The 19,535-nt window shown below is 62.4% G+C and carries 22 protein-coding genes and 1 tRNA gene; 15 read left to right on the forward strand and 8 right to left on the reverse strand.

From position 1 onward, the window contains the following. Window positions 1–72: 72 nt before the first annotated feature. The 6 genes from hisF to ACZ9A3_RS21940 all read right to left on the reverse strand — a co-directional run bounded on the left by hisF (window position 73) and on the right by ACZ9A3_RS21940 (window position 5,113). Window positions 73–843 (reverse strand): imidazole glycerol phosphate synthase subunit HisF, encoded by a 771-nt coding sequence (gene hisF, locus ACZ9A3_RS21915; RefSeq protein WP_010221324.1) that lies wholly within the window; start codon window positions 841–843, stop codon window positions 73–75. Between the two features lie 83 nt (window positions 844–926). Next, window positions 927–1,676 carry a 1-(5-phosphoribosyl)-5-[(5-phosphoribosylamino)methylideneamino]imidazole-4-carboxamide isomerase gene (gene hisA / locus ACZ9A3_RS21920; protein WP_093378627.1) on the reverse strand — a complete coding sequence of 250 codons (750 nt, stop codon included), beginning with the start codon at window positions 1,674–1,676 and terminating at the stop codon, window positions 927–929. 85 nt (window positions 1,677–1,761) lie between these two features. Further along, window positions 1,762–2,025 (reverse strand): DUF2164 domain-containing protein, encoded by a 264-nt coding sequence (locus ACZ9A3_RS21925; protein WP_036995008.1) that lies wholly within the window; start codon window positions 2,023–2,025, stop codon window positions 1,762–1,764. After that, window positions 2,025–2,663: an imidazole glycerol phosphate synthase subunit HisH gene (hisH, locus tag ACZ9A3_RS21930; protein WP_045202336.1), complete on the reverse strand. Its 639-nt coding sequence runs from the start codon at window positions 2,661–2,663 to the stop codon at window positions 2,025–2,027. The genes ACZ9A3_RS21925 and hisH overlap by 1 nt, the downstream gene beginning before the upstream one ends. Then, on the reverse strand, window positions 2,663–3,256 hold the full coding sequence (hisB, locus tag ACZ9A3_RS21935; protein WP_028942262.1) for an imidazoleglycerol-phosphate dehydratase HisB: 594 nt from the start codon (window positions 3,254–3,256) through the stop codon (window positions 2,663–2,665). The genes hisH and hisB overlap by 1 nt, the downstream gene beginning before the upstream one ends. 195 nt (window positions 3,257–3,451) lie before the next feature. Further along, window positions 3,452–5,113 carry an OFA family MFS transporter gene (locus ACZ9A3_RS21940; RefSeq protein ID WP_195885213.1) on the reverse strand — a complete coding sequence of 554 codons (1,662 nt, stop codon included), beginning with the start codon at window positions 5,111–5,113 and terminating at the stop codon, window positions 3,452–3,454. Window positions 5,114–5,452: 339 nt separating this feature from the next. Between ACZ9A3_RS21940 and ACZ9A3_RS21945 the strand changes: the two genes are divergently transcribed. The 5 genes from ACZ9A3_RS21945 (at window position 5,453) to ACZ9A3_RS21965 (ending at window position 9,710) form a co-directional block, all read left to right on the forward strand. Continuing rightward, window positions 5,453–7,687, forward strand: coding sequence for an AsmA family protein (locus ACZ9A3_RS21945; protein ID WP_476253112.1), 2,235 nt, complete (start codon window positions 5,453–5,455; stop codon window positions 7,685–7,687). Then, entirely contained in the window at window positions 7,684–8,751 is a 1,068-nt protein-coding gene (gene mutY / locus ACZ9A3_RS21950) for an A/G-specific adenine glycosylase (protein WP_093378613.1), read from the forward strand. The genes ACZ9A3_RS21945 and mutY overlap by 4 nt, the downstream gene beginning before the upstream one ends. After that, complete coding sequence (locus ACZ9A3_RS21955) at window positions 8,748–9,020, forward strand: oxidative damage protection protein (RefSeq protein ID WP_045202346.1); 273 nt, start codon at window positions 8,748–8,750, stop codon at window positions 9,018–9,020. The genes mutY and ACZ9A3_RS21955 overlap by 4 nt, the downstream gene beginning before the upstream one ends. A gap of 91 nt (window positions 9,021–9,111) precedes the next feature. Further along, window positions 9,112–9,187: transfer RNA gene (locus tag ACZ9A3_RS21960), tRNA-Phe, on the forward strand. Between the two features lie 118 nt (window positions 9,188–9,305). Continuing rightward, complete coding sequence (locus tag ACZ9A3_RS21965) at window positions 9,306–9,710, forward strand: hypothetical protein (RefSeq protein WP_476253113.1); 405 nt, start codon at window positions 9,306–9,308, stop codon at window positions 9,708–9,710. Here the strand turns inward: ACZ9A3_RS21965 and ACZ9A3_RS21970 are convergent. Next, a complete protein-coding gene (locus ACZ9A3_RS21970) occupies window positions 9,707–10,240 on the reverse strand; it encodes a TetR/AcrR family transcriptional regulator (protein ID WP_195885217.1) in 534 nt (177 codons plus the stop codon). The genes ACZ9A3_RS21965 and ACZ9A3_RS21970 overlap by 4 nt on opposite strands. 109 nt (window positions 10,241–10,349) lie before the next feature. Between ACZ9A3_RS21970 and ACZ9A3_RS21975 the strand changes: the two genes are divergently transcribed. From ACZ9A3_RS21975 to ACZ9A3_RS21995, 5 genes are all read left to right on the forward strand, one after another. Next, window positions 10,350–10,838, forward strand: coding sequence for an HPP family protein (locus tag ACZ9A3_RS21975; RefSeq protein ID WP_093378607.1), 489 nt, complete (start codon window positions 10,350–10,352; stop codon window positions 10,836–10,838). 98 nt (window positions 10,839–10,936) lie between these two features. Next, window positions 10,937–11,980, forward strand: coding sequence for a polyphosphate kinase 2 (gene ppk2 / locus ACZ9A3_RS21980; RefSeq protein ID WP_045202354.1), 1,044 nt, complete (start codon window positions 10,937–10,939; stop codon window positions 11,978–11,980). Window positions 11,981–12,071: 91 nt separating this feature from the next. Next, window positions 12,072–12,509: a hypothetical protein gene (locus tag ACZ9A3_RS21985; RefSeq protein WP_045202356.1), complete on the forward strand. Its 438-nt coding sequence runs from the start codon at window positions 12,072–12,074 to the stop codon at window positions 12,507–12,509. 151 nt (window positions 12,510–12,660) lie between these two features. Next, window positions 12,661–12,918 carry a CopG family ribbon-helix-helix protein gene (locus ACZ9A3_RS21990; RefSeq protein WP_045202358.1) on the forward strand — a complete coding sequence of 86 codons (258 nt, stop codon included), beginning with the start codon at window positions 12,661–12,663 and terminating at the stop codon, window positions 12,916–12,918. Continuing rightward, window positions 12,893–13,177, forward strand: a complete 285-nt coding sequence (locus ACZ9A3_RS21995) for a type II toxin-antitoxin system RelE/ParE family toxin (RefSeq protein ID WP_476253114.1) — start codon at window positions 12,893–12,895, stop codon at window positions 13,175–13,177. Before ACZ9A3_RS21990 ends, ACZ9A3_RS21995 begins: the two co-directional genes overlap by 26 nt. 96 nt (window positions 13,178–13,273) lie before the next feature. Here ACZ9A3_RS21995 and gabP read toward each other — a convergent pair whose 3' ends face one another. Continuing rightward, a complete protein-coding gene (gene gabP, locus ACZ9A3_RS22000) occupies window positions 13,274–14,668 on the reverse strand; it encodes a GABA permease (protein ID WP_476253115.1) in 1,395 nt (464 codons plus the stop codon). Window positions 14,669–15,277: 609 nt separating this feature from the next. On the opposite strand from gabP, the gene ACZ9A3_RS22005 reads away from it, so the two are divergent. The 5 genes from ACZ9A3_RS22005 to ACZ9A3_RS22025 are packed head-to-tail and all read left to right on the forward strand — an operon-like array spanning window position 15,278 to window position 19,531. Beyond that, window positions 15,278–16,051, forward strand: a complete 774-nt coding sequence (locus tag ACZ9A3_RS22005; RefSeq protein ID WP_093378597.1) for an ABC transporter ATP-binding protein — start codon at window positions 15,278–15,280, stop codon at window positions 16,049–16,051. 13 nt (window positions 16,052–16,064) lie between these two features. Further along, entirely contained in the window at window positions 16,065–16,826 is a 762-nt protein-coding gene (locus tag ACZ9A3_RS22010) for an ABC transporter substrate-binding protein (RefSeq protein ID WP_093378594.1), read from the forward strand. Window positions 16,827–16,883: 57 nt separating this feature from the next. Then, the gene (locus ACZ9A3_RS22015) at window positions 16,884–17,579 is read left to right on the forward strand and encodes an ABC transporter permease (RefSeq protein WP_045202307.1); all 696 of its coding nucleotides are present in this window, start codon (window positions 16,884–16,886) and stop codon (window positions 17,577–17,579) included. Beyond that, on the forward strand, window positions 17,576–18,265 hold the full coding sequence (locus ACZ9A3_RS22020) for an ABC transporter permease (protein ID WP_093378590.1): 690 nt from the start codon (window positions 17,576–17,578) through the stop codon (window positions 18,263–18,265). The genes ACZ9A3_RS22015 and ACZ9A3_RS22020 overlap by 4 nt, the downstream gene beginning before the upstream one ends. A gap of 45 nt (window positions 18,266–18,310) precedes the next feature. After that, the gene (locus tag ACZ9A3_RS22025) at window positions 18,311–19,531 is read left to right on the forward strand and encodes a methyltransferase (RefSeq protein WP_093378587.1); all 1,221 of its coding nucleotides are present in this window, start codon (window positions 18,311–18,313) and stop codon (window positions 19,529–19,531) included. Window positions 19,532–19,535 lie beyond the last annotated feature (4 nt).

Here is a 19,535-nt window from a genome sequence, read left to right on the forward strand (position 1 = left end):
CCCACCAGGATCACCTAAATCCCGGTGGGAGCGGCGGTGCGACGCCTCGACTTGCCCCGCGATAGAGGACCGTCAGCGAACGACGATACCCTGCTTGGCCATGAACGCCTTGGCCTCGGGTACGGTGTACTCACCGAAATGGAAGATGCTCGCCGCCAGCACTGCGCTGGCATGACCTTCGATAATCCCGTCGGCCAGGTGCTGCAGGTTGCCGACACCACCGGAGGCAATCACCGGAATGCCCAGGGCGTCGCTGATGGCGCGGGTCACGCCCAGGTCAAAACCGTTCTTCATGCCGTCCTGGTCCATGCTGGTCAGGAGGATCTCGCCGGCCCCCAGGCCTTCCATCTTCTTCGCCCACTCCACCGCGTCCAGGCCGGTCGGCTTGCGCCCGCCGTGGGTGAAGATCTCCCAGCGCGGGGTTTCGCCCGGGCCCGAGACCTTCTTGGCATCGATGGCCACCACAATGCACTGCGAGCCGAAGTGCGCGGCAGCTTCGCCGACGAACTCCGGGTTGAACACCGCGGCGGTGTTGATCGACACCTTGTCGGCACCGGCGTTGAGCAGGTTGCGGATGTCCTGCACGGTGCGCACGCCGCCGCCCACGGTCAGCGGGATGAACACCTGGCTGGCCATACGCTCGACGGTATGCAGGGTGGTGTCACGGCCATCGACGCTGGCGGTGATGTCGAGGAAGGTGATCTCGTCAGCGCCCTGTTCATCGTAGCGCCGGGCGATTTCCACCGGGTCGCCGGCATCGCGGATGTTCTCGAACTTGACGCCCTTGACCACCCGGCCGTTGTCGACGTCGAGGCAGGGAATTATGCGTTTGGCTAAAGCCATAGGTAGACCTCGAGTTGCAAGCTTCAAGCTTCAAGCTGCAAGAAAGAGCGACTCGGTCGCGCTTTTGACTTGCAGCTTGCAGCTTACGACTTGGAGCTAGCCGAATAGGCGTCACAGAAGGCTTGCGCCTCGGCGACATCCAGGGTGCCTTCGTAGATGGCGCGGCCGGTGATCGCACCGATGATGCCTGGCGCCTTGGCGTCGAGCAGGGCCTTGATGTCACCGAGGTTGTGGATACCGCCGGAGGCGATCACCGGGATCTTGGTGGCAGCGGCCAGGGCGGCGGTGAAGGGCACGTTGCAGCCCTGCATCATGCCGTCTTTGGCGATGTCGGTGTAGACGATAGCCGAGACGCCGTCGGCTTCGAAACGCTTGGCCAGGTCAATGACCTGCACCGAGCTGACTTCTGCCCAGCCGTCGGTGGCGACGAAACCGTCCTTGGCATCCAGGCCGACGATCACTTTGCCCGGGAAGGCGCGGCAGGCTTCGGCGACGAACTCCGGCTCTTTCACCGCCTTGGTGCCGATGATCACGTAGCTGACGCCGGCCTTGACGTAGTGCTCGATGGTTTCCAGCGAACGGATACCGCCACCGATCTGGATCGGCAGGTTCGGGTAGCGCTTGGCAATCGCGGTGACTACTTCACCGTTGACCGGCTGGCCTTCGAAGGCGCCATTGAGGTCAACCAGATGCAGGCGGCGGCAGCCCCCTTCAACCCATTTGGCGGCCATGCTCACCGGGTCGTCGGAGAATACCGTGGAGTCTTCCATGCGGCCCTGGCGCAGGCGTACGCAAGCACCGTCCTTGAGATCGATAGCGGGGATAATCAGCATGCTTTTTTCCTTCGTAAAAAAGAGCTGCAAGTTGCTAGCTACAAGCTGCAAGCATGCGCGTCTGTTCTCTTGCAGCTTGTCGCTTTCAGCTGCCTTTCTCTAGCGACCAGAGGTCGCTCTCGATACTCTCGAACCGTTCCTTGAGGTGGTTCTGCACATCGAAAATAGCCCTGTTGTAGTAGTGCGGGGCAATCTCTTTGGTGAACAGCTCCAGGACCTCGGCCACCTCGAACGACCCCAGCTGCAGCTCGAAACGGTCTTCGAGAAAGCGCTTGAGGGTATCGAGCGCTTCGCGTTCCTGTTCCGGCGCCAGCGTGAGGATCGGCGGCTTGGCCCTGGACTTGCCCATTACCAGCGCCCGTCCCAGGCGGCGAAGTTCTGCAGCAGCTGCAGGCCATGGGTATGGCTCTTCTCCGGATGGAACTGCACGGCAAAGCGCGAGCCTTCGGCCAGCGCTGCGGCGAAGTCGACGCCGTAATGGCCGCTACCGACCACCTGGCCCGGCTTGCCGGCGGTGATGTAGTAGCTGTGCACGAAGTAGAAGCGCGCACGCTCGGGGATGTTGTGCCACAGCGGGTGGTCGATGCTCTGGGCAACTTCGTTCCAGCCCATGTGCGGCACCTTGAGGTGCTCGCCGTCTTCGTGCAGGTCTTTGCCGAAAAAGCGCACATTGCCCGGGAACAGGCCGATACAATCGACGCCGTCGTTCTCTTCGCTGTGATCGAGCAAGGCTTGCATGCCCACACAGATGCCGAGGAACGGCCTGTCCTGGCTGACTTCGCGCACCAGGCTGTCGAAGCCCAGGCGGCGGATTTCGGCCATGCAGTCGCGGATCGCGCCAACACCGGGGAACACCACGCGGTCGGCTTCGCGAATCACCTCGGCGTCGCTGGTGATCAGAACCTTGCCGGCGCCCACGTGCTCGAGGGCCTTGGCCACCGAGTGCAGGTTACCCATGCCATAGTCGATAACGGCAACCGTCTGCATTACAGGCAACCCTTGGTCGATGGCATCTGCCCGGCCATGCGCTCGTCCAGCTCGATGGCCATGCGCAGCGCGCGGCCGAAGGCCTTGAACACGGTCTCGATCTGGTGGTGGGTGTTGTGCCCACGCAGGTTGTCGATGTGCAGGGTGACGTTGGCGTGGTTGACGAAGCCCTGGAAGAACTCCTGGAACAGGTCGACATCAAAGCCGCCCACCGAAGCGCGGGTATACGGTACGTGCATCTGCAGGCCGGGGCGGCCGGAGAAGTCGATGACCACCCGCGACAGCGCTTCGTCCAGCGGCACGTAGGCATGGCCGTAGCGGCGGATGCCCTTTTTGTCGCCGATGGCCTGGTTGAAGGCCTGGCCGAGGGTGATACCGACGTCTTCGACAGTATGGTGATCGTCGATATGCAGGTCGCCCTTGCACTCGATATCGAGGTCGATCAGCCCATGTCGGGCGATCTGGTCGAGCATATGTTCAAGGAAAGGCACACCGATATCGAATCGGGCCTTGCCGCTGCCATCCAGGTTGATCGAGGCCTTGATCTGGGTCTCCAGAGTATTGCGCTCGACGGAAGCCTTACGTTCGACCATCACCAGCTCCGCAAAATCATTGGGCGAAAAAGGTGACCATTATAGGCCCAGAAGCACGCGGCTTGAAACGCAGATGACGCGTGGCAGGGAATTTACCTGCGATCCGGCAATTTTCAGCTACTTCTGTAGGAGCGGGCTTGCCCCGCGATCGAATGCGGGTTCATCGCGGGGCAAGCCCGCTCCTACAGGGCAGACCTAGTTGAACAACACCGCAGTCTTCTGCAACGTCACCCAGATCCCCCAGGCCAGCGGCACCCCGACCACCAGCCAGGCCGCCAGCACCAAAGGCTTGCTGGCCGGGTCGGCCTTCCACTCCAGTACGCGCTCGCTGGCGCTGCCCTGGTCGTGGCTCAGGGCCCGTTCGGCGGCAAGCTCGGCATCGGTCATGAAGTACTTGTCGGCCACCGGCCGCACCAGCGCATTGCAGACAAAGCCCAACACCAGCAGCCCGGCGAGGATGTACAGAGTGATGTCATAGGCCGCCGCCCGCGGCACGCCCAGCGCCAGCTGGTACTCTCGCAGGTAGGTGATCAGCACCGGGCCCAGCACCCCGGCTGCGGCCCAGGCGGTCAGCAGGCGACCGTGAATGGCGCCGACCATCTGCGTGCCGAACAGGTCGGCCAGGTACGCCGGCACCGTGGCAAAACCGCCGCCGTACATCGACAGGATGATGCAGAACGCCGCCACGAACAGGGCGATATTGCCCAGGTGGCCCATGTTCGGCACCAGCGCATACAGAGCCACGCCCAGGGCGAAGAAGGCGAAATAGGTGTTTTTGCGCCCGATATAGTCGGAGAACGACGCCCAGAAGAAGCGCCCGCCAATGTTGAACAGGCTGAGCAAACCGGTAAAACCGGCGGCAATCGCGGCGATCTGGCCCAATTGCGCGGCGTTGAGCTGGCTGAAACTCAGGTCATTGCCCAGCAGCTTGCCGGCAAAAACCTCCTGCAGCAGCGGCGAAGCCATGCCGAGAATGCCGATACCTGCCGAAACGTTCAGGCACAAAACCAGCCAGATCAACACAAACTGCGGGGTTTTCCACGCCACACTGACATGCACATGGCGATGGGTGATCATCGCGTTGCCGGCTTTTTTCAGCGGCGCAGTCCAGCCTTCAGGCTTCCAGCCGGTAGGCGGCACGCGATAGGCCAGGGCGCCGCCGAGCATGAACACGAAGTAGATCACCGCCATGACCACGAAGCTCTGCCAGACCCCAACGTCGCCGGGCGTAGCGAAGTGGTTCATCAGCGCTGCCGCCAGCGGCGCGCCGACCATGGCGCCGCCGCCAAAACCCATGATCGCCATGCCGGTGGCCATGCCGCGTTTGTCCGGGAACCACTTGATCAGGGTCGAGACCGGGGAAATATAGCCAAGCCCCAGGCCAATACCGCCGATCACCCCGGAGCCCAGCCACATCAGCCACAGTTGGTGGGTATAGACGCCAAAGGCGGAAATCAGCAGGCCGCCGCACCAGCACAGGGTCGAGACCACCCCGGCCTTGCGCGGCCCGGCGTGCTCCAGCCAGCCGCCCCAGATGGCCGCCGAGCACCCCAGGAAGACAAAGAACAGCGTGTAGATCCAGCTGAGCATCGAGATCGGCCAGTCGCACTCGGTGGTGAACATGCGCATCAGGAAGTGGGTCTGTTCCGAGCAGACAACCGGCGCACTGATGCCGATGGCCTGCGACAGCGGCAACCAGAACACCGAAAAACCGTAGGCCATGCCGATGCACAGGTGGATGGCCAGGGCCGCTGGCGGTACCAACCAGCGGTTGAAGCCCGGACGGGCGATGATCCGCTCCTTGGACAGGAAGCCGGGCGCGCTGGCGACGGTTCCGGCCGTGATGCTGCTGCTCATTGTTGTGTTCCCCTCGTAGGAATGAAGCGCTCACCGCCCGCGACCTTGGCGCTTTGGCAACTGGTCGTTGTTATTGGCGAACGGCCCCGTTTGCGCGACAAATGGCCGCAGCAGGGCCTGAGAGCGGCGAGAGAGTAGCATTTGCCGTGGTCACTTAGCGCTAACTGATACCGTCGTTTGTTCTGCAACTGATCCCCCCGGCAAGGAACTGTCATGCCATGCGTTGTCGAATCCGACACTTATGCAGGACTAAACCTTCGCCCCATATCACCCAGCGGTGATAACCGCAGCGCTATACTCTGCGGCTGAATTTAGAAATCGGACTACAAGGACTCGCCCATGAAAGCGTTCGGCAAAATCCTGGGGCTGGTGCTTCTCGGGTTGTTGCTGATCATTGTGGCTCTGGGCTTCGCCCTGACCCACCTCTTCGATCCCAACGACTACAAAGACGAGATTCGCCAGCTGGCACGCGACAAGGCCCACGTCGAGCTGACGCTCAATGGCGACATTGGCTGGAGCCTGTTCCCGTGGCTGGGCCTTGAGCTGCATGAAGCCAGCATCGCCACCCTGAACAACCCGAAAGTGCCGTTTGCCGACCTGCAGATGCTTGGCCTGTCGGTACGCGTGCTGCCGTTGCTGCGCCGTGAAGTGCAAATGAGCGATGTGCGCGTCGAGGGCCTGAACCTGACCCTGAGCCGTGACGAAAATGGCCACGGCAACTGGGAAGACATCGGCAAGCCACTGCCCGCTGCCACCCCGGCCCCGGCCGAAAGCGCCGGCACTGCCCCGGCCCAGGCTAGCAGCGACAGCGCCAGCGAGCGCCCGGTCAAGCTCGATATCGACAGCCTGACCGTCAACAACGCCCGCGTGCAGTACAACGATGCCCGCAGCGGCCAGAGCTTCGGCGCCGAAAGCATCCAGCTGAGCACCGGCGCGGTGCATGAAGGGGTGAACATCCCGCTGAAGATGACCGCCTTCCTCAGTTCCGGCCAGCCAGTGGTCAAAGCGCGCACCGAGCTTAACGGCGAGCTGCGCTTCGATCGCCGGCTCAAGCGCTACCAGTTCGAAGACATGAAACTCAGCGGCGAAGCCTCGGGCGAGCCGCTGCAAGGCAAGACCATGACCTTCGCCGCCCAGGGCCAGTTGCTGGTCGATCTGGCGGCCAACGTCGCCGAATGGAACGGCCTCAAGCTCTCGGCCAACCAACTGCGCGCCCTCGGCGAGCTGAACCTGCGCGACCTCGACAAAACCCCGCAACTGAGCGGCGGCCTGTCGATTGCCCAATTCGACCTGCGCAACTTCCTCGACAGCATCGGCCACCCGCTGCCCGCCTCGGCCGATAACAGCACCCTGGGCAAGGTCGAGCTGGTCACCCGCCTGCAAGGCACGCCGAACAGCCTGGCCCTGGAAGACCTGGCGATCAAGCTCGACGACAGCACCTTCAGCGGCCGCCTGGCCATTGAAGACTTCGCCAAGCAGGCCCTGCGCGTGCAGCTCAAGGCCGACAAGTTCGACGCCGACCGCTACCTGCTGGCCAAGAGCGAGGCAGCCCAGGGCGCCAAGGCCGCACGCCAGGCCGAAGTGCAGAGCAAAGAGGCCGGTGCCCTCGCCGGTGCCGGTACCACGCCGCTGCCCGACGCGCCGACCCAGGTGGCCTGGAGCAACGACAAGCTGCTGCCGGTTGACCGCCTGCGCAAGGTCGACCTGCAGGCCGACCTGACATTTGGCCAGCTGACTCTGGACAAGCTGCCGATCGAAAACGCCCACCTCAAGGCCCAGGGCCAAGGCGGCCTGATCACCCTGGAAACCCTGCGCGGCGGCTTGTACAACGGCGACTTCGAAAGCAAGGGCACCCTCGATGTACGCCCAGCCGTGCCGCAGATTGGTCTTAACACCCGCATCAACCGGGTGCCGGTCGAGCACTTCATCAAGAGCGAAACCGGCACGCCACCGGTCAAGGGTCTGTTGACCCTCAACAGCGACCTGACCGCCACTGGCAACAGCCAGAAAGCCCTGGTCGACACCCTCAACGGCAACGCCAGCTTCGTCATCAACGACGGTATCCTGGTCAACGCCAACCTCGAACAGCAACTGTGCCAGGCCATCGCCACCCTCAACCGCAAGGCCCTGAGTGGCGAGCCACGCGGCAAGGACACGCCGTTCCAGGAGCTCAAGGGCAGCCTGGTAATGCGTAACGGCGTGGCCAGCAACCCTGACCTCAAGGCACGCATTCCCGGCCTGACCGTCAACGGCCATGGCGACCTCGACCTGCGCGTGCTGGGCATGGACTACCGCATTGGCGTGATCGTCGAAGGCGACAAGCGCGACATGCCCGACCCGGCCTGCCAGGTCGGCGAGCGCTATGTCGGCCTTGAACTGCCGCTGCGCTGCCGTGGCCCGCTGGAGCTGGGCGCCAAGGCTTGCCGCCTGGATAAAGACGGCCTGGGCAAGGTCGCGGCCAAGCTGGCTGGCGACAAGGTCAGCGAAAAACTCAGCGAGAAGATCGACGAGAAGCTCGGTGACAAGGTCAGCCCGGAACTCAAGGACGCGCTCAAGGGGTTGTTCAAGCGATGAGCCCCGAGCAGTTTTCCAGCGCCGTGCTGGATTGGTACGACCGTAACGGCCGCCACGACCTGCCCTGGCAACAGGGCATCACCCCCTACCGGGTCTGGGTCTCGGAGATCATGTTGCAGCAGACCCAGGTGAGCACCGTGCTCAACTACTTCGACCGCTTCATGCAGGCGCTGCCGACGGTCCAGGCCCTGGCCGAAGCGCCCGAGGATGAGGTGCTGCACCTGTGGACGGGCCTGGGTTACTACACCCGGGCGCGCAACCTGCAAAAGACCGCGAAGATCGTTGTCGAGCAATATGGCGGAGAATTCCCCCGCGATGTCGAGAAACTCACCGACCTGCCCGGCATTGGCCTGTCCACTGCCGGCGCTATTGCCAGCATCAGCATGGGCCTGCGTGCGCCGATCCTCGACGGCAACGTCAAGCGCGTGCTGGCCCGCTACACCGCGCAAGAGGGCTACCCCGGCGAGCCGAAAGTGGCCAAGGCGCTGTGGGCCAATGCCGAGCGCTATACCCCGCACAGCCGGGTGAACCACTACACCCAGGCGATGATGGACCTGGGCGCGACCTTGTGTACCCGCAGCAAGCCCAGTTGCCTGCTGTGCCCGCTCAAGGTCGGTTGCGAGGCGCACATGCTCGGCCAGGAAATCCGCTACCCGGTGCCCAAGCCGCGCAAGGAGCTGCCACAAAAGCGCACGCTGATGCCACTGCTGGCCAACCACCAAGGCGCCATCCTGCTTTACCGGCGGCCTTCCACGGGCCTGTGGGGCGGGTTGTGGAGCCTGCCGGAACTGGACAACCTCGCGCAGATCGACGAGCTGGCCGACCAGCACGGCCTGAGCCTGGCCGGCAGCCAGGCGCTGGACGGCCTGACCCACACCTTCAGCCACTTCCAGCTGGCCATCGAGCCCTGGCTGGTGCGCGTCAATGCCACCAGCGACCACGTGGCCGAGGCCGACTGGCTCTGGTATAACCTCGCCACCCCGCCGCGCCTGGGCCTTGCCGCCCCGGTGAAAAAACTGCTTAAACGCGCGGCCGACGTATTGCTTACAGGAGAGTCGCGATGACCCGCACCGTAATGTGCCGCAAGTACAAAGAACAATTGCCAGGCCTCGAGCGTCCACCCTACCCGGGCGCCAAGGGCCAGGACATCTTCGAGAACATCTCGCAGCAAGCTTGGGCCGACTGGCAGAAAGAGCAGACCATGCTGATCAACGAGAAGCGCCTGAACATGATGAACGCCGAGGACCGCAAATTTCTCCAGGGCGAGATGGACAAGTTCTTCTCCGGCCAGGATTACGAGAAGGCCGAAGGCTACGTTCCACCTAGCGAATAACCCCGGAAAATCGTAAGCGACGGAATTAATTTAAAAAATTTTCAAAAAGTCGTTGACGTAAATCCGAAAAACCCTTTTAATGCGCCCCGTTGCCCAGATAGCTCAGTCGGTAGAGCAGGGGATTGAAAATCCCCGTGTCGGCGGTTCGATTCCGTCTCTGGGCACCACTAATACCGAAAAGCCCCAAGCGAAGTGATTCCTTGGGGCTTTTTTCATGCCTGCGATTTATCAACGAACGCAGGCCTTCTCGCGCACGGAAAGGCCGCGAGCTTGTCGGAGCCAGGGATGAAATCGATTGCCGTCGCCGTCGCCATGCTGCTGAGCCTGACCGGCTGTGTCGGCGCCACCGTGGTGCTGCCGCATAAAGACACCTACCCCACCGCGGCCCATCGCATCCTGCGCCTGAAGAACATCACCCCCAAGGTCAGCAAATCGGAGAAATCCGACGTCACCCGCGAATGGTGCGGCGTCACCCTCTGGGCTGTGGTCGTGCCGGTGCCTTTGCTACTGCCGGTGTGCAGGACCTACAGTGAAGTGGCCTATGGCCCGGACATCGATGGCGACCAGGTCGTGCTGTTCAACACCAGGCAGACCATCAGCTCGCCCATGTACGCCTGTGGCCCGATGATGATCCTGGCGCCGATCATCCATGGTTACGAAGGCAATCAGATCTGCGGGATGCTGCGCTAGGCCAGCGCAGCCACTATCAACCGCGCCGCCTCGAACAGCGGCACCTGCACCCCGCCGACCTGCGACGCAACAATCAACCCCTCGCCCAGCAAAAACAGCTGCTGCGCAGCGCCCTGCTTGCACCCCGCCTGCTGGCAGGCCTGCTCAAGTGCGGCCATGACCTTGTCCTTGTGCAACCTGGCCAGCACATGGGGTGGCTCGGCCGGCCCGGCATACTCGGCCGAGGCGTTGATGAAGGCGCAGCCGTAGAAGTCTTCAGAGCGCGCCCAGGCCTCGATGAAGTCGATATAGGCCAGCGGCCGCGCTTTTGCCTCAACGGCCGCCAGAGCGCTTTGCAGGCGCGCCATGAAATCGTGATCGCGACGTTCCAGCGCCGCCTCGATCAACAGCTCCTTGCTGGGGAAATGCCGGTACAGGGTTTTCTTGGTCACCCCGGCCTCCTGGCTCAATTGCTCGACGCCGGTGCCGTGGTAACCCTGGCGGTAGAACAACTGCAGCGCCGACTCGGCGATTTTCTCGGACGTGCTCATGCCACACCTTCGATCAGGACATTTGCCAACAGTGTATACCGATCGGTTGACCTGCAGGTAAACCGATCGGTATCCTCGGCGCAAATCGCCCACCCGGAGAACTGTACCCATGCCATTCAAATCCAAGGCGCCCGCCGCCCCTTCCCTGCATTTCAGCCTGCTGTCACTGATCGGCGCGGCCCTGGCGATCGGCGCCACCGGCTGGCTCAGCCAGGTGTCCGGCGCGCTGTGGCTGATGGCCCCGTTTGGCGCCAGCTGCGTGCTGGCCTTCGGCATGCCCGACTCGCCGCTGGCGCAGCCGCGCAACATCATCGGCGGCCACGTAATTGCCACCCTGGTGGGCCTGGCAGTGCTGCATACCCTCGGCGACAGTTGGTGGAGCGCAGCCCTGGCCGTCGGCCTGGCCCTGGCTGCCATGCAGCAAACCCGCACCCTGCACGCACCAGCCGGGGCCAACCCGCTGGTGGTGATCGCCAGCCACGCACCACTGAGCTTCGTGATTACCCCGGTACTGGCCGGCTCGCTGGTGATCGTCGCCGTGGCCTGGTGCCTGAACAATGCGCGCCAGGCCAACAGCTACCCGAAATACTGGTACTGATGGCGCTATGCCAAGGGCTGTTGACCACCGTCAATATGCCCTTGGCCGGCGTCGATAAAATGCTCTGAGGATATTAGAAGGAACCAACAGGCCTCCCCATGAGCGAAGAATCCACTGCCCTGCCCCTGCCCTCGCCTGCCGCTGAAACACCTGCGAGCCCCAGCCCAAGCCCGGCACGCAAAGCTGCCACCCCCCGTCCACGGCGTCCACGCACGCCGCGCAAGCCTGCTGTCAGCGCCGCTGCCGAAAGCGAAATCAGCGCCATCAGCCAGCAACCGGCGGCCCTGAAAGTCGCCTCGGCGCCGCGCGGCTCCAACGAGGACAGCGCCTCGGCCAAGCTGCCGGCCAGCTACCCGTACAGCAACCGCATGCGCCGCGCCGAGTACGAAAAGGCCAAGCACGAACTGCAGATCGAACTGCTCAAGGTGCAAAGCTGGGTCAAGGAAACCGGTCAGCGCATCGTCGTGCTGTTCGAAGGCCGCGACGCCGCCGGCAAGGGTGGCACCATCAAGCGCTTCATGGAGCACCTCAACCCGCGTGGTGCGCGGATTGTCGCCCTGGAGAAACCCTCCGAGCAGGAGAAGGGCCAGTGGTACTTCCAGCGCTACGTCCAGCACCTGCCCACGTCCGGTGAAATGGTCTTCTTCGACCGCTCCTGGTACAACCGCGCCGGGGTCGAGCGGGTCATGGATTTTTGCTCGCCGCTGCAATACCTGGAGTTCATGCGCCAGGCGCCGGAGCTCGAACGCATGCTGTGCAACAGCGGCATCCTGCTGTTCAAGTACTGGTTCTCGGTGAACCGCGAAGAGCAGCTGCGCCGCTTCATCTCCCGCCGTGACGACCCGCTCAAGCACTGGAAGCTGTCGCCGATCGACATCAAGTCGCTGGACAAGTGGGACGAATACACCGCTGCCAAGGAGGCGATGTTCTTCCACACCGACACCGCCGACGCACCGTGGACGGTAATCAAATCCGACGACAAGAAGCGCGCGCGGATCAACTGTATCCGCCACTTCCTGCACTCGCTGGACTACCCCGGCAAGGACTTGAGTGTCGCCCACCAGCCTGACCCGCTGCTGGTGGACCGCGCCGCGCGCGTACTCGAAGAGGAAGACCGCGGCGAGCTGGCGCAACCGGCCTGAGCTTGCTCCAGGCCGTCGGCGGCACTTGGGTTTCCCGGCCAACTGCGATTCAATACGCAGAATTTATCCGGTTCAGCACAAGGGTTCACCGATGGCCTCCAGCAGCAAACAACAGAAACGCGCCAAGCGCGCCGCCAACAAGGCCCGCGAAAACCGCATGGTGCGTAGCGGCCAAGCGGTCAAGAGCTCGGGCGAAAGCTCCAGCGCCAGCGTCGAGCAGGTCTTCAACAAAGCCATGGAGTCGGGCAGCTATACCGCCCTGTTCGAAAAAATGAAGCAAGCCCAGGAAACCGGCCTGGTCGCGCTGATTTCGGTGTTCCTGGTCGACCCGCTGCTGACCCTGGTGCTCAAGGGCCACAAGGAAGAACACGCCACCGACTACATCGTCATGGTCTTCACTGCCTACCGCAAGTGGCTGGACGGCGCCGACGAAGCCACAACCATGGCCTGGCTCGAGAGCGACGAGTTCCAGGAAGCCTACATCAGCGCGTCCGAGGCGGTGGCCAAGCAGCAGAAGAAGTTTGGCTGACAGCTTGCCTGGCTCCTGATTCCTCGGGGGCCAGATCCCCTCAAAGAAAAATCCTACATCGACCACAGGTCCCTGGCCGATTGACCATCGCCTCGACGCCACCTAACCTTTGTTGACCGTTTACAACGTATACAAAGTCAGGAGCGTAGACATGGCTTCCCCGGTTCTGTCGTTTCGCGTCGAAGCATCCCTCGCCGAAAAGCTCGATCAACTGGCAGCCGCCACCGATCGAGATCGCCAATATCACCTCAAGCGCGCTTTGCTGCGCTATGTCGAAGCCGAGTCATGGCACGTGCAGGCGATTGCTGCCGGCATCAGCGATGCCGACACTGGCAACCTGACCGACCTCTCTGAGGTCAAGGCAAAGTGGGTGAAACGCGAAGATGATTGCACTGACGGCGAAGGCTGAAAGCGACCTGGATTCGATTTTCGAGCACCATCAGCTCAAGGCAGGCAGCAAAACGGCCTTTGCAATGGTTCAGGGCATATTGAGCAGCCTGGAAATTCTCGAGCGCTTCCCAGGTGCAGGCCGCCCCTCGCCAGTGCCGAATGTGCGTGAGCTGGTGCTCGCCCACATCCCCTTTATTGCCCCGTACCGCTTGCTCGACGGACGGGTCCAGGTATTGCGATTTCTGCATCAGCGCAGTGAGCGACCTGAGCACTGGTAAAGCCCACCGCGTGAGCCGCGATGAGCCCGCTACGGCCAAAACAAAAAGGCCGCGATCCTCACAGATCGCGGCCTTTGTCATTGCATCCGCATCACATCAGTTGTTCAGCACCGCCCGCCCGGCCGCCTCGGCCTTGCGCTTGCGCGCCACCAGCAAGCCGGCGGCGACCACGGCAATCGACAACAAGCCGGTCGCGACGATTTCAATACGATGGTCCGGACGGATCAGCATCACCGTCAGGATGCCGACGATGAAGGCAATGGTCGCCCAGGTCAGGCCCGGGAACAGCCACATCTTGAAGGCGATCTTCTCGCCGCGCTGCATACGCTGACGACGCATGCGCAGTTGCGACACGGCGATCACCAGGTACACCAGCAAGGCAATGGCGCCGGAACTCGCCAGCAGGAACTCGAACACCTGGGCAGGTGCCAGGTAGTTGGCGATCACGGTGAGGAACGCCGCCGCAGTCGACAGCACCACCGCCACGTACGGTGTGCCGCTGGAGGTGGTGCGCTGGGCCATGGCCGGCGCATCGCCACGCTTGCTCAGGGAGAAGAGCATGCGCGAGGAGGTGTACAGCGCCGAGTTCAGGCAACTGGTCACGGCGATCAGCACGACGATGTCGACGATCAGCTTGGCGTTGGGGATGCCCATCAGGTTGAGCACGGTCTGGTACGAACCGACTTCGGCCAGGTCACTGTTGGTCCACGGCACCAGGGCCACGACCACAAAGATCGACACCAGGTAGAACAGGAAGATCCGCCAGATCACCGAGTGGGTGGCCTTGGTGATCTGCTTGCCCGGGTCTTTCGACTCGGCGGCAGCGATGGTGACGATTTCAGTCCCCATGAACGAGAACATGGTGGTCAGCATCGCAGCCAGCACCGCGCCCATGCCGTTGGGCATGAAGCCCTGGGTGTCGAACAGGTGGCTGACGCCGCTGACCTGGCTGTTGGGCAGCAGGCCGAAAATCGCAGCCACACCAAGGATGATGAAGCCAATGATCGCCACTACCTTGAGCAACGCGAACCAGAACTCGAATTCACCGTAGTTCTTCACACTGAACAGGTTGGTCGCGGTCAGCAGCAAGGTGATCACCAGGGTAAACACCCAGATGCCGATATCGGGGAACCAGGCATGCAGAATGGTTGCGGCGGCGTTGGCCTCCAGCGGAATCACCAGAACCCAGAACCACCAGTACAGCCAGCCGATAGTAAAACCGGCCCAGTGGCCGATGGCTTTGTCGGCATACGTCGAAAACGAACCGGTATCCGGCGAGGCAACGGCCATTTCGGCCAGCATGCGCATCACCAGCACCACCAGGGTCCCGGCCGCGGCATAGGCCAGCAAGACCGCAGGGCCGGCTTCGGCGATGGCGTGGCCGGAGCCGACGAACAGCCCGGCGCCGATGACACCGGCAATCGACAGCATGGTCACATGCCGCTGCTTGAGCCCCTGAGCGAGGTCATTGGAATTGTGCGTACCGCTCATAAAACTACCTTTGCGAGAAATGGCGTTTTGATCCTGCTACTCGAGTCGCGCTCTTCAAAAAGAGTGCTACATCCTGTTGCCGATCGATAACGCAATTACCGCGCCAGGCCGATGACCGTTCGTTCGAAAATTCTCACAGCCCCGTTTAACAAGGCTTACAGGTCTTTCGGCCAAGACTTGACCGAAAGACCCTGAAAAACCGGCGGAATAGACCAATTACTGAAATACCCACTTACAAATGCCCCGGGTGCACCACACTTCGTCACCGGTAACACCTCATGCACTTCCTACGACCAAAAAGGTACAACCCAAAGGTACAACCAAAGCCGTAGATAAAGGCCCGAACCTGTGCACAAGGTCAGAAACGACTTCCCAGAAACGGCCAAAACTGGCACCATCGCGCCTTTTTTCATCAAGGCTCCGGCCCTGGAAACGAGGGTAGGCGGACATCTGCGCGACAGTCCACTGCAGCGATGCGACACCCGCCCTCCCACCAACCGATTGCCTCTCCCGACGTTATTGGCTGTCTTCGGACCGCTATGCTAGCTTGGCGCCTCGCCAGGAAGGCCGCTAACAGCAGGAGCGCACCAGAACACATGAGGACCGCACATGGCTGAGGCCACGCCCGCGCTGGAAATCCGCAACCTGCACAAACGCTACGGCGACCAGGAAATCCTCAAGGGAATTTCGCTGACCGCGCGTGATGGCGACGTGATCTCGATCCTGGGATCCTCCGGCTCCGGCAAGTCCACTCTGCTGCGCTGCATCAACCTGCTGGAAAACCCGCACCAGGGCCAGATCCTGGTGGCCGGCGAAGAGCTGCGGCTCAAGGCGGCAAAAAACGGTGAACTGGTGGCCGCCGACAACAAGCAGATCAATCGCCTGCGCAGCGAGATCGGCTTTGTCTTCCAGAATTTCAACCTGTGGCCGCACATGAGCATCCTCGACAACATCATCGAGGCGCCGCGCCGGGTGCTCGGCCAGAGCAAGGCCGAGGCCACCGAGCATGCCGAAGCGCTGCTGAACAAGGTTGGCATCCACAACAAGCGTCACAGCTACCCGGCCGAGCTGTCCGGTGGCCAGCAACAGCGTGCGGCCATTGCCCGCACCCTGGCAATGAAGCCCAAGGTTATCCTGTTCGACGAGCCGACCTCGGCCCTGGACCCGGAAATGGTCCAGGAAGTGCTCAACGTTATCCGTGCCCTCGCCGAAGAAGGCCGTACCATGCTACTGGTTACCCACGAAATGGGCTTTGCCCGCCAGGTGTCCAGCGAAGTCGTCTTCCTGCACCAGGGGCTGGTCGAAGAGCAAGGAACGCCGCAGCAGGTTTTCGAAAACCCGACCTCGGCGCGTTGTAAACAATTCATGTCCAGCAACCGCTAACGGAGCAACACGCATGCAGACCTATAAGAAATTCCTCCTGGCCGCTGCCGCCACGCTGGTGTTCTCGGCCAATGCCATGGCTGCCGAGAAACTGAAGATGGGCATCGAGGCGGCCTACCCGCCGTTCAACAACAAGGACGCCAGTGGCCAGGTCGTCGGTTTCGACAAAGACATCGGCGACGCCCTGTGCGCGAAGATGAAGGTCGAGTGTGAAGTGGTGGTTTCTGACTGGGACGGCATCATTCCCGCCCTGAACGCGAAGAAGTCCGACTTCATCATCTCTTCGCTGTCGATCACCGACGAGCGCAAGCAGGCGGTGGACTTCACCGACCCGTACTACTCGAACAAGCAGCAGTTCATCGCCCCGAAAAACGTCGACTTCAAGACTGATCCCAAGTCGCTCGAAGGCAAGACCCTCGGCACTCAGCGCGCCACCCAGGCAGCTATCTGGCTGGACGATAACGGCGGCATGGACAACAAGTTCAAGGTCAGCCTGTACGACACCCAGGAAAACGCCTACCTGGACCTGACCTCGGGCCGCGTCGACGCCCTGCTGGCTGACAAATACGCCAACTACGACTGGCTCAAGTCCGACGCCGGTAAAAACTACGAGTTCAAAGGCGATCCGGTGAACGAAAGCGACAAGGTTGGTATCGCTGTGCGCAAAGGTGACAACGAACTGCGCAACAAGCTCAACGCCGCCCTTAAAGAAATCGTTGCCGACGGCACCTACGAGAAGATCAACAACAAGTACTTCCCGTTCAGCATCTATTGATTCGCCCCGACCGGCATTGCCCTGCAGGCAATGCCGGTCCCTTGAACAAACCTGCCCATGAATATTGATCTTTACGGATTCGGTCCGGCCCTGATGGCCGGGACGCTGATGACCGTCAAACTCGCATTGTCGGCCCTGCTCCTGGGGCTGGTACTGGGACTGCTTGGCGCCCTGGCCAAGACCTCACCCTACAAACCCCTGCAATGGCTGGGTGGTTTCTACTCCACACTGGTTCGCGGCGTGCCGGAACTGCTCTGGGTGCTGTTGATCTACTTTGGCACCGTCAGCCTGATGAACCGGCTGGGCGAGCTTCTGAATATTCCCGGCCTTGAGCTCAATGCCTTTGCCGCAGGCGTGATTGCCCTGGGCCTGTGCTTCGGCGCCTATGCCACGGAAGTGTTCCGTGGTGCGCTGCTGGCGATCCCCAAGGGCCACCGTGAAGCCGGCCTGGCGCTCGGTCTGTCCAAGGGGCGGATCTTCTCCAGGCTGGTGCTGCCGCAAATGTGGCGCATCGCCCTGCCGGGGCTGGGCAATCTGTTCATGATCCTGATGAAAGACACCGCGCTGGTCTCGGTAATCGGCCTGGAAGAAATCATGCGTCATTCGCAAATCGCCGTGACCGTGAGCAAGCAACCCTTCACCTTCTACATGGTCGCCGCCATCATTTACCTGGGCCTTACCGTCCTGGCCATGACCGGCATGCACTTCATGGAAAAACGCGCCGGTCGCGGCTTCGCGAGGGCCAACCAATGAACTGGGAAGTCATCATCAAGTGGCTGCCACGCCTGGCCCAGGGCGCCACGCTGACGCTCGAGCTGGTCGCCATCGCGGTCATCGCCGGGCTGATCCTCGCCATTCCACTGGGTATCGCCCGCTCTTCGCGGCTCTGGTACGTACGGGCCCTGCCTTACGGCTACATTTTCTTCTTCCGCGGTACGCCGCTGCTGGTGCAGCTGTTTTTGGTGTATTACGGGCTGGCCCAGTTCGATGCCGTGCGCAACAGCGCCTTGTGGCCGTACCTGCGCGATCCGTTCTGGTGCACGGTGCTGACCATGACCCTGCACACTGCCGCCTACATCGCAGAAATCCTGCGTGGCGCGCTGCAGGCCATCCCCCGTGGCGAGATCGAAGCGGCGCGGGCCCTGGGCATGTCCCGGGCCAAGGCAATGCTCTACATCATGCTGCCGCGTGCCGCCCGCATCGGCCTGCCGGCCTACAGCAACGAAGTGATCCTGATGCTCAAGGCCAGTGCCCTGGCGAGTACCGTTACCCTGCTGGAGCTGACCGGCATGGCACGGACGATCATCGCCCGGACCTACCTGCCGGTGGAGATCTTCTTCGCGGCGGGACTGTTCTACCTGCTGATCTCCTTCTTGCTGGTGCAAGCCTTCAAGCAGCTGGAACGCTGGCTGCGCGTCGACGCCTGCCAGGGTCGATAAACCTGTATAACGGGGCTGATCTCAGCCCCGTTTTCGTATCCGCTCATGACCACTGCCCTCCCCCTCTGCGCCGACCAACTGCTCAGCCGCTTCCAGGCGCTGGACGACTTTCTGCGCGAGCATCAGGCGCTGTGGCGGCCACGGCCTTTCACCCAGTTGCAACTGCCGTGGGAAACCGAATACCGCGCCCTCGCCGACTGGTTGCGCCAGCGCTCGTTGAGCGAGGCGGAAGCGGCGCACAATCACCCCGAGCAACTCGCTGCACCGGCGCCTTTTCCTCAGCTGGCACGCCGGGCGGCAGCGCTGTCTGCCATCGGCGAGTTATCCACCGTTGCCCTGCCCCCTGCTGGCCCTCGCCTGAATGTCGACGTGCCGGGGCGCAAATGGCAGCAGATCGAAGCCTTCGCCAGCCACCTGGGTTTTATCCACAGCCCACGGCACTGGCTGGACTGGTGCGCCGGCAAAGGTCATCTGGGCCGGCGCTTGCTGCAGCCTCATAGTCAGCAACTGACCTGCCTGGAATACGACCCGGCGCTGGTCGAAGCCGGCAGCGCCCTCAGCCAGCATCACCAACTGCCCGCCGAGCACCGCCTGCAGGATGTACTGGCCGATAGCGCCGCCCAGCAACTGAGCGCCGAGCACACCGCAGTGGCCCTGCACGCCTGTGGCGACCTGCATGTACGCCTGATGCAACTGGCAAGCCTCAAGGGTTGCCGCCAACTGGCCATCGCGCCGTGCTGCTACAACCGCATCCAGGCGCCGCAGTACCAGCCGTTATCCACAGCCGCCAAGGCATCTGGCCTGCAGTTGTCGATTGATGATCTTGGCTTGCCGCTCAGCGAAACCGTTACCGCAGGTGCGCGGGTACGCCGCCAGCGTGACGAGTCCATGGCCAGGCGCCTGGGTTTCGATCTGTGGCAACGGCAGTTGCGTGGGGTAGATGAGTACCTGCCGACGCCTTCGCTGCCGGTCAGTTGGCTGCACAAGCCGTTCGCCGACTACTGCCGGGGCCTTGCCGAACTCAAGGAATTGCAGCCAGGTGCCGAGCCTGATTGGCCAGCATTGGAAGCGGCCGGCTGGCAGCGCCTGGCCCAGGTGCGCAACCTGGAATTGCTGCGCAATCTGTTCCGCCGCCCGCTGGAATTATGGCTGGTGCTGGATCGCGCACTGTTCCTGGAGGAACAGTCCTACCAGGTACAGCTCGGGGTGTTTTGCGAACAGCCTCTCACCCCGCGCAACCTGCTGCTGTTGGCCGAACGCCGGTAACGGC

The sequence above is a fragment of the Pseudomonas sp. TE4620 genome (assembly GCF_056279045.1).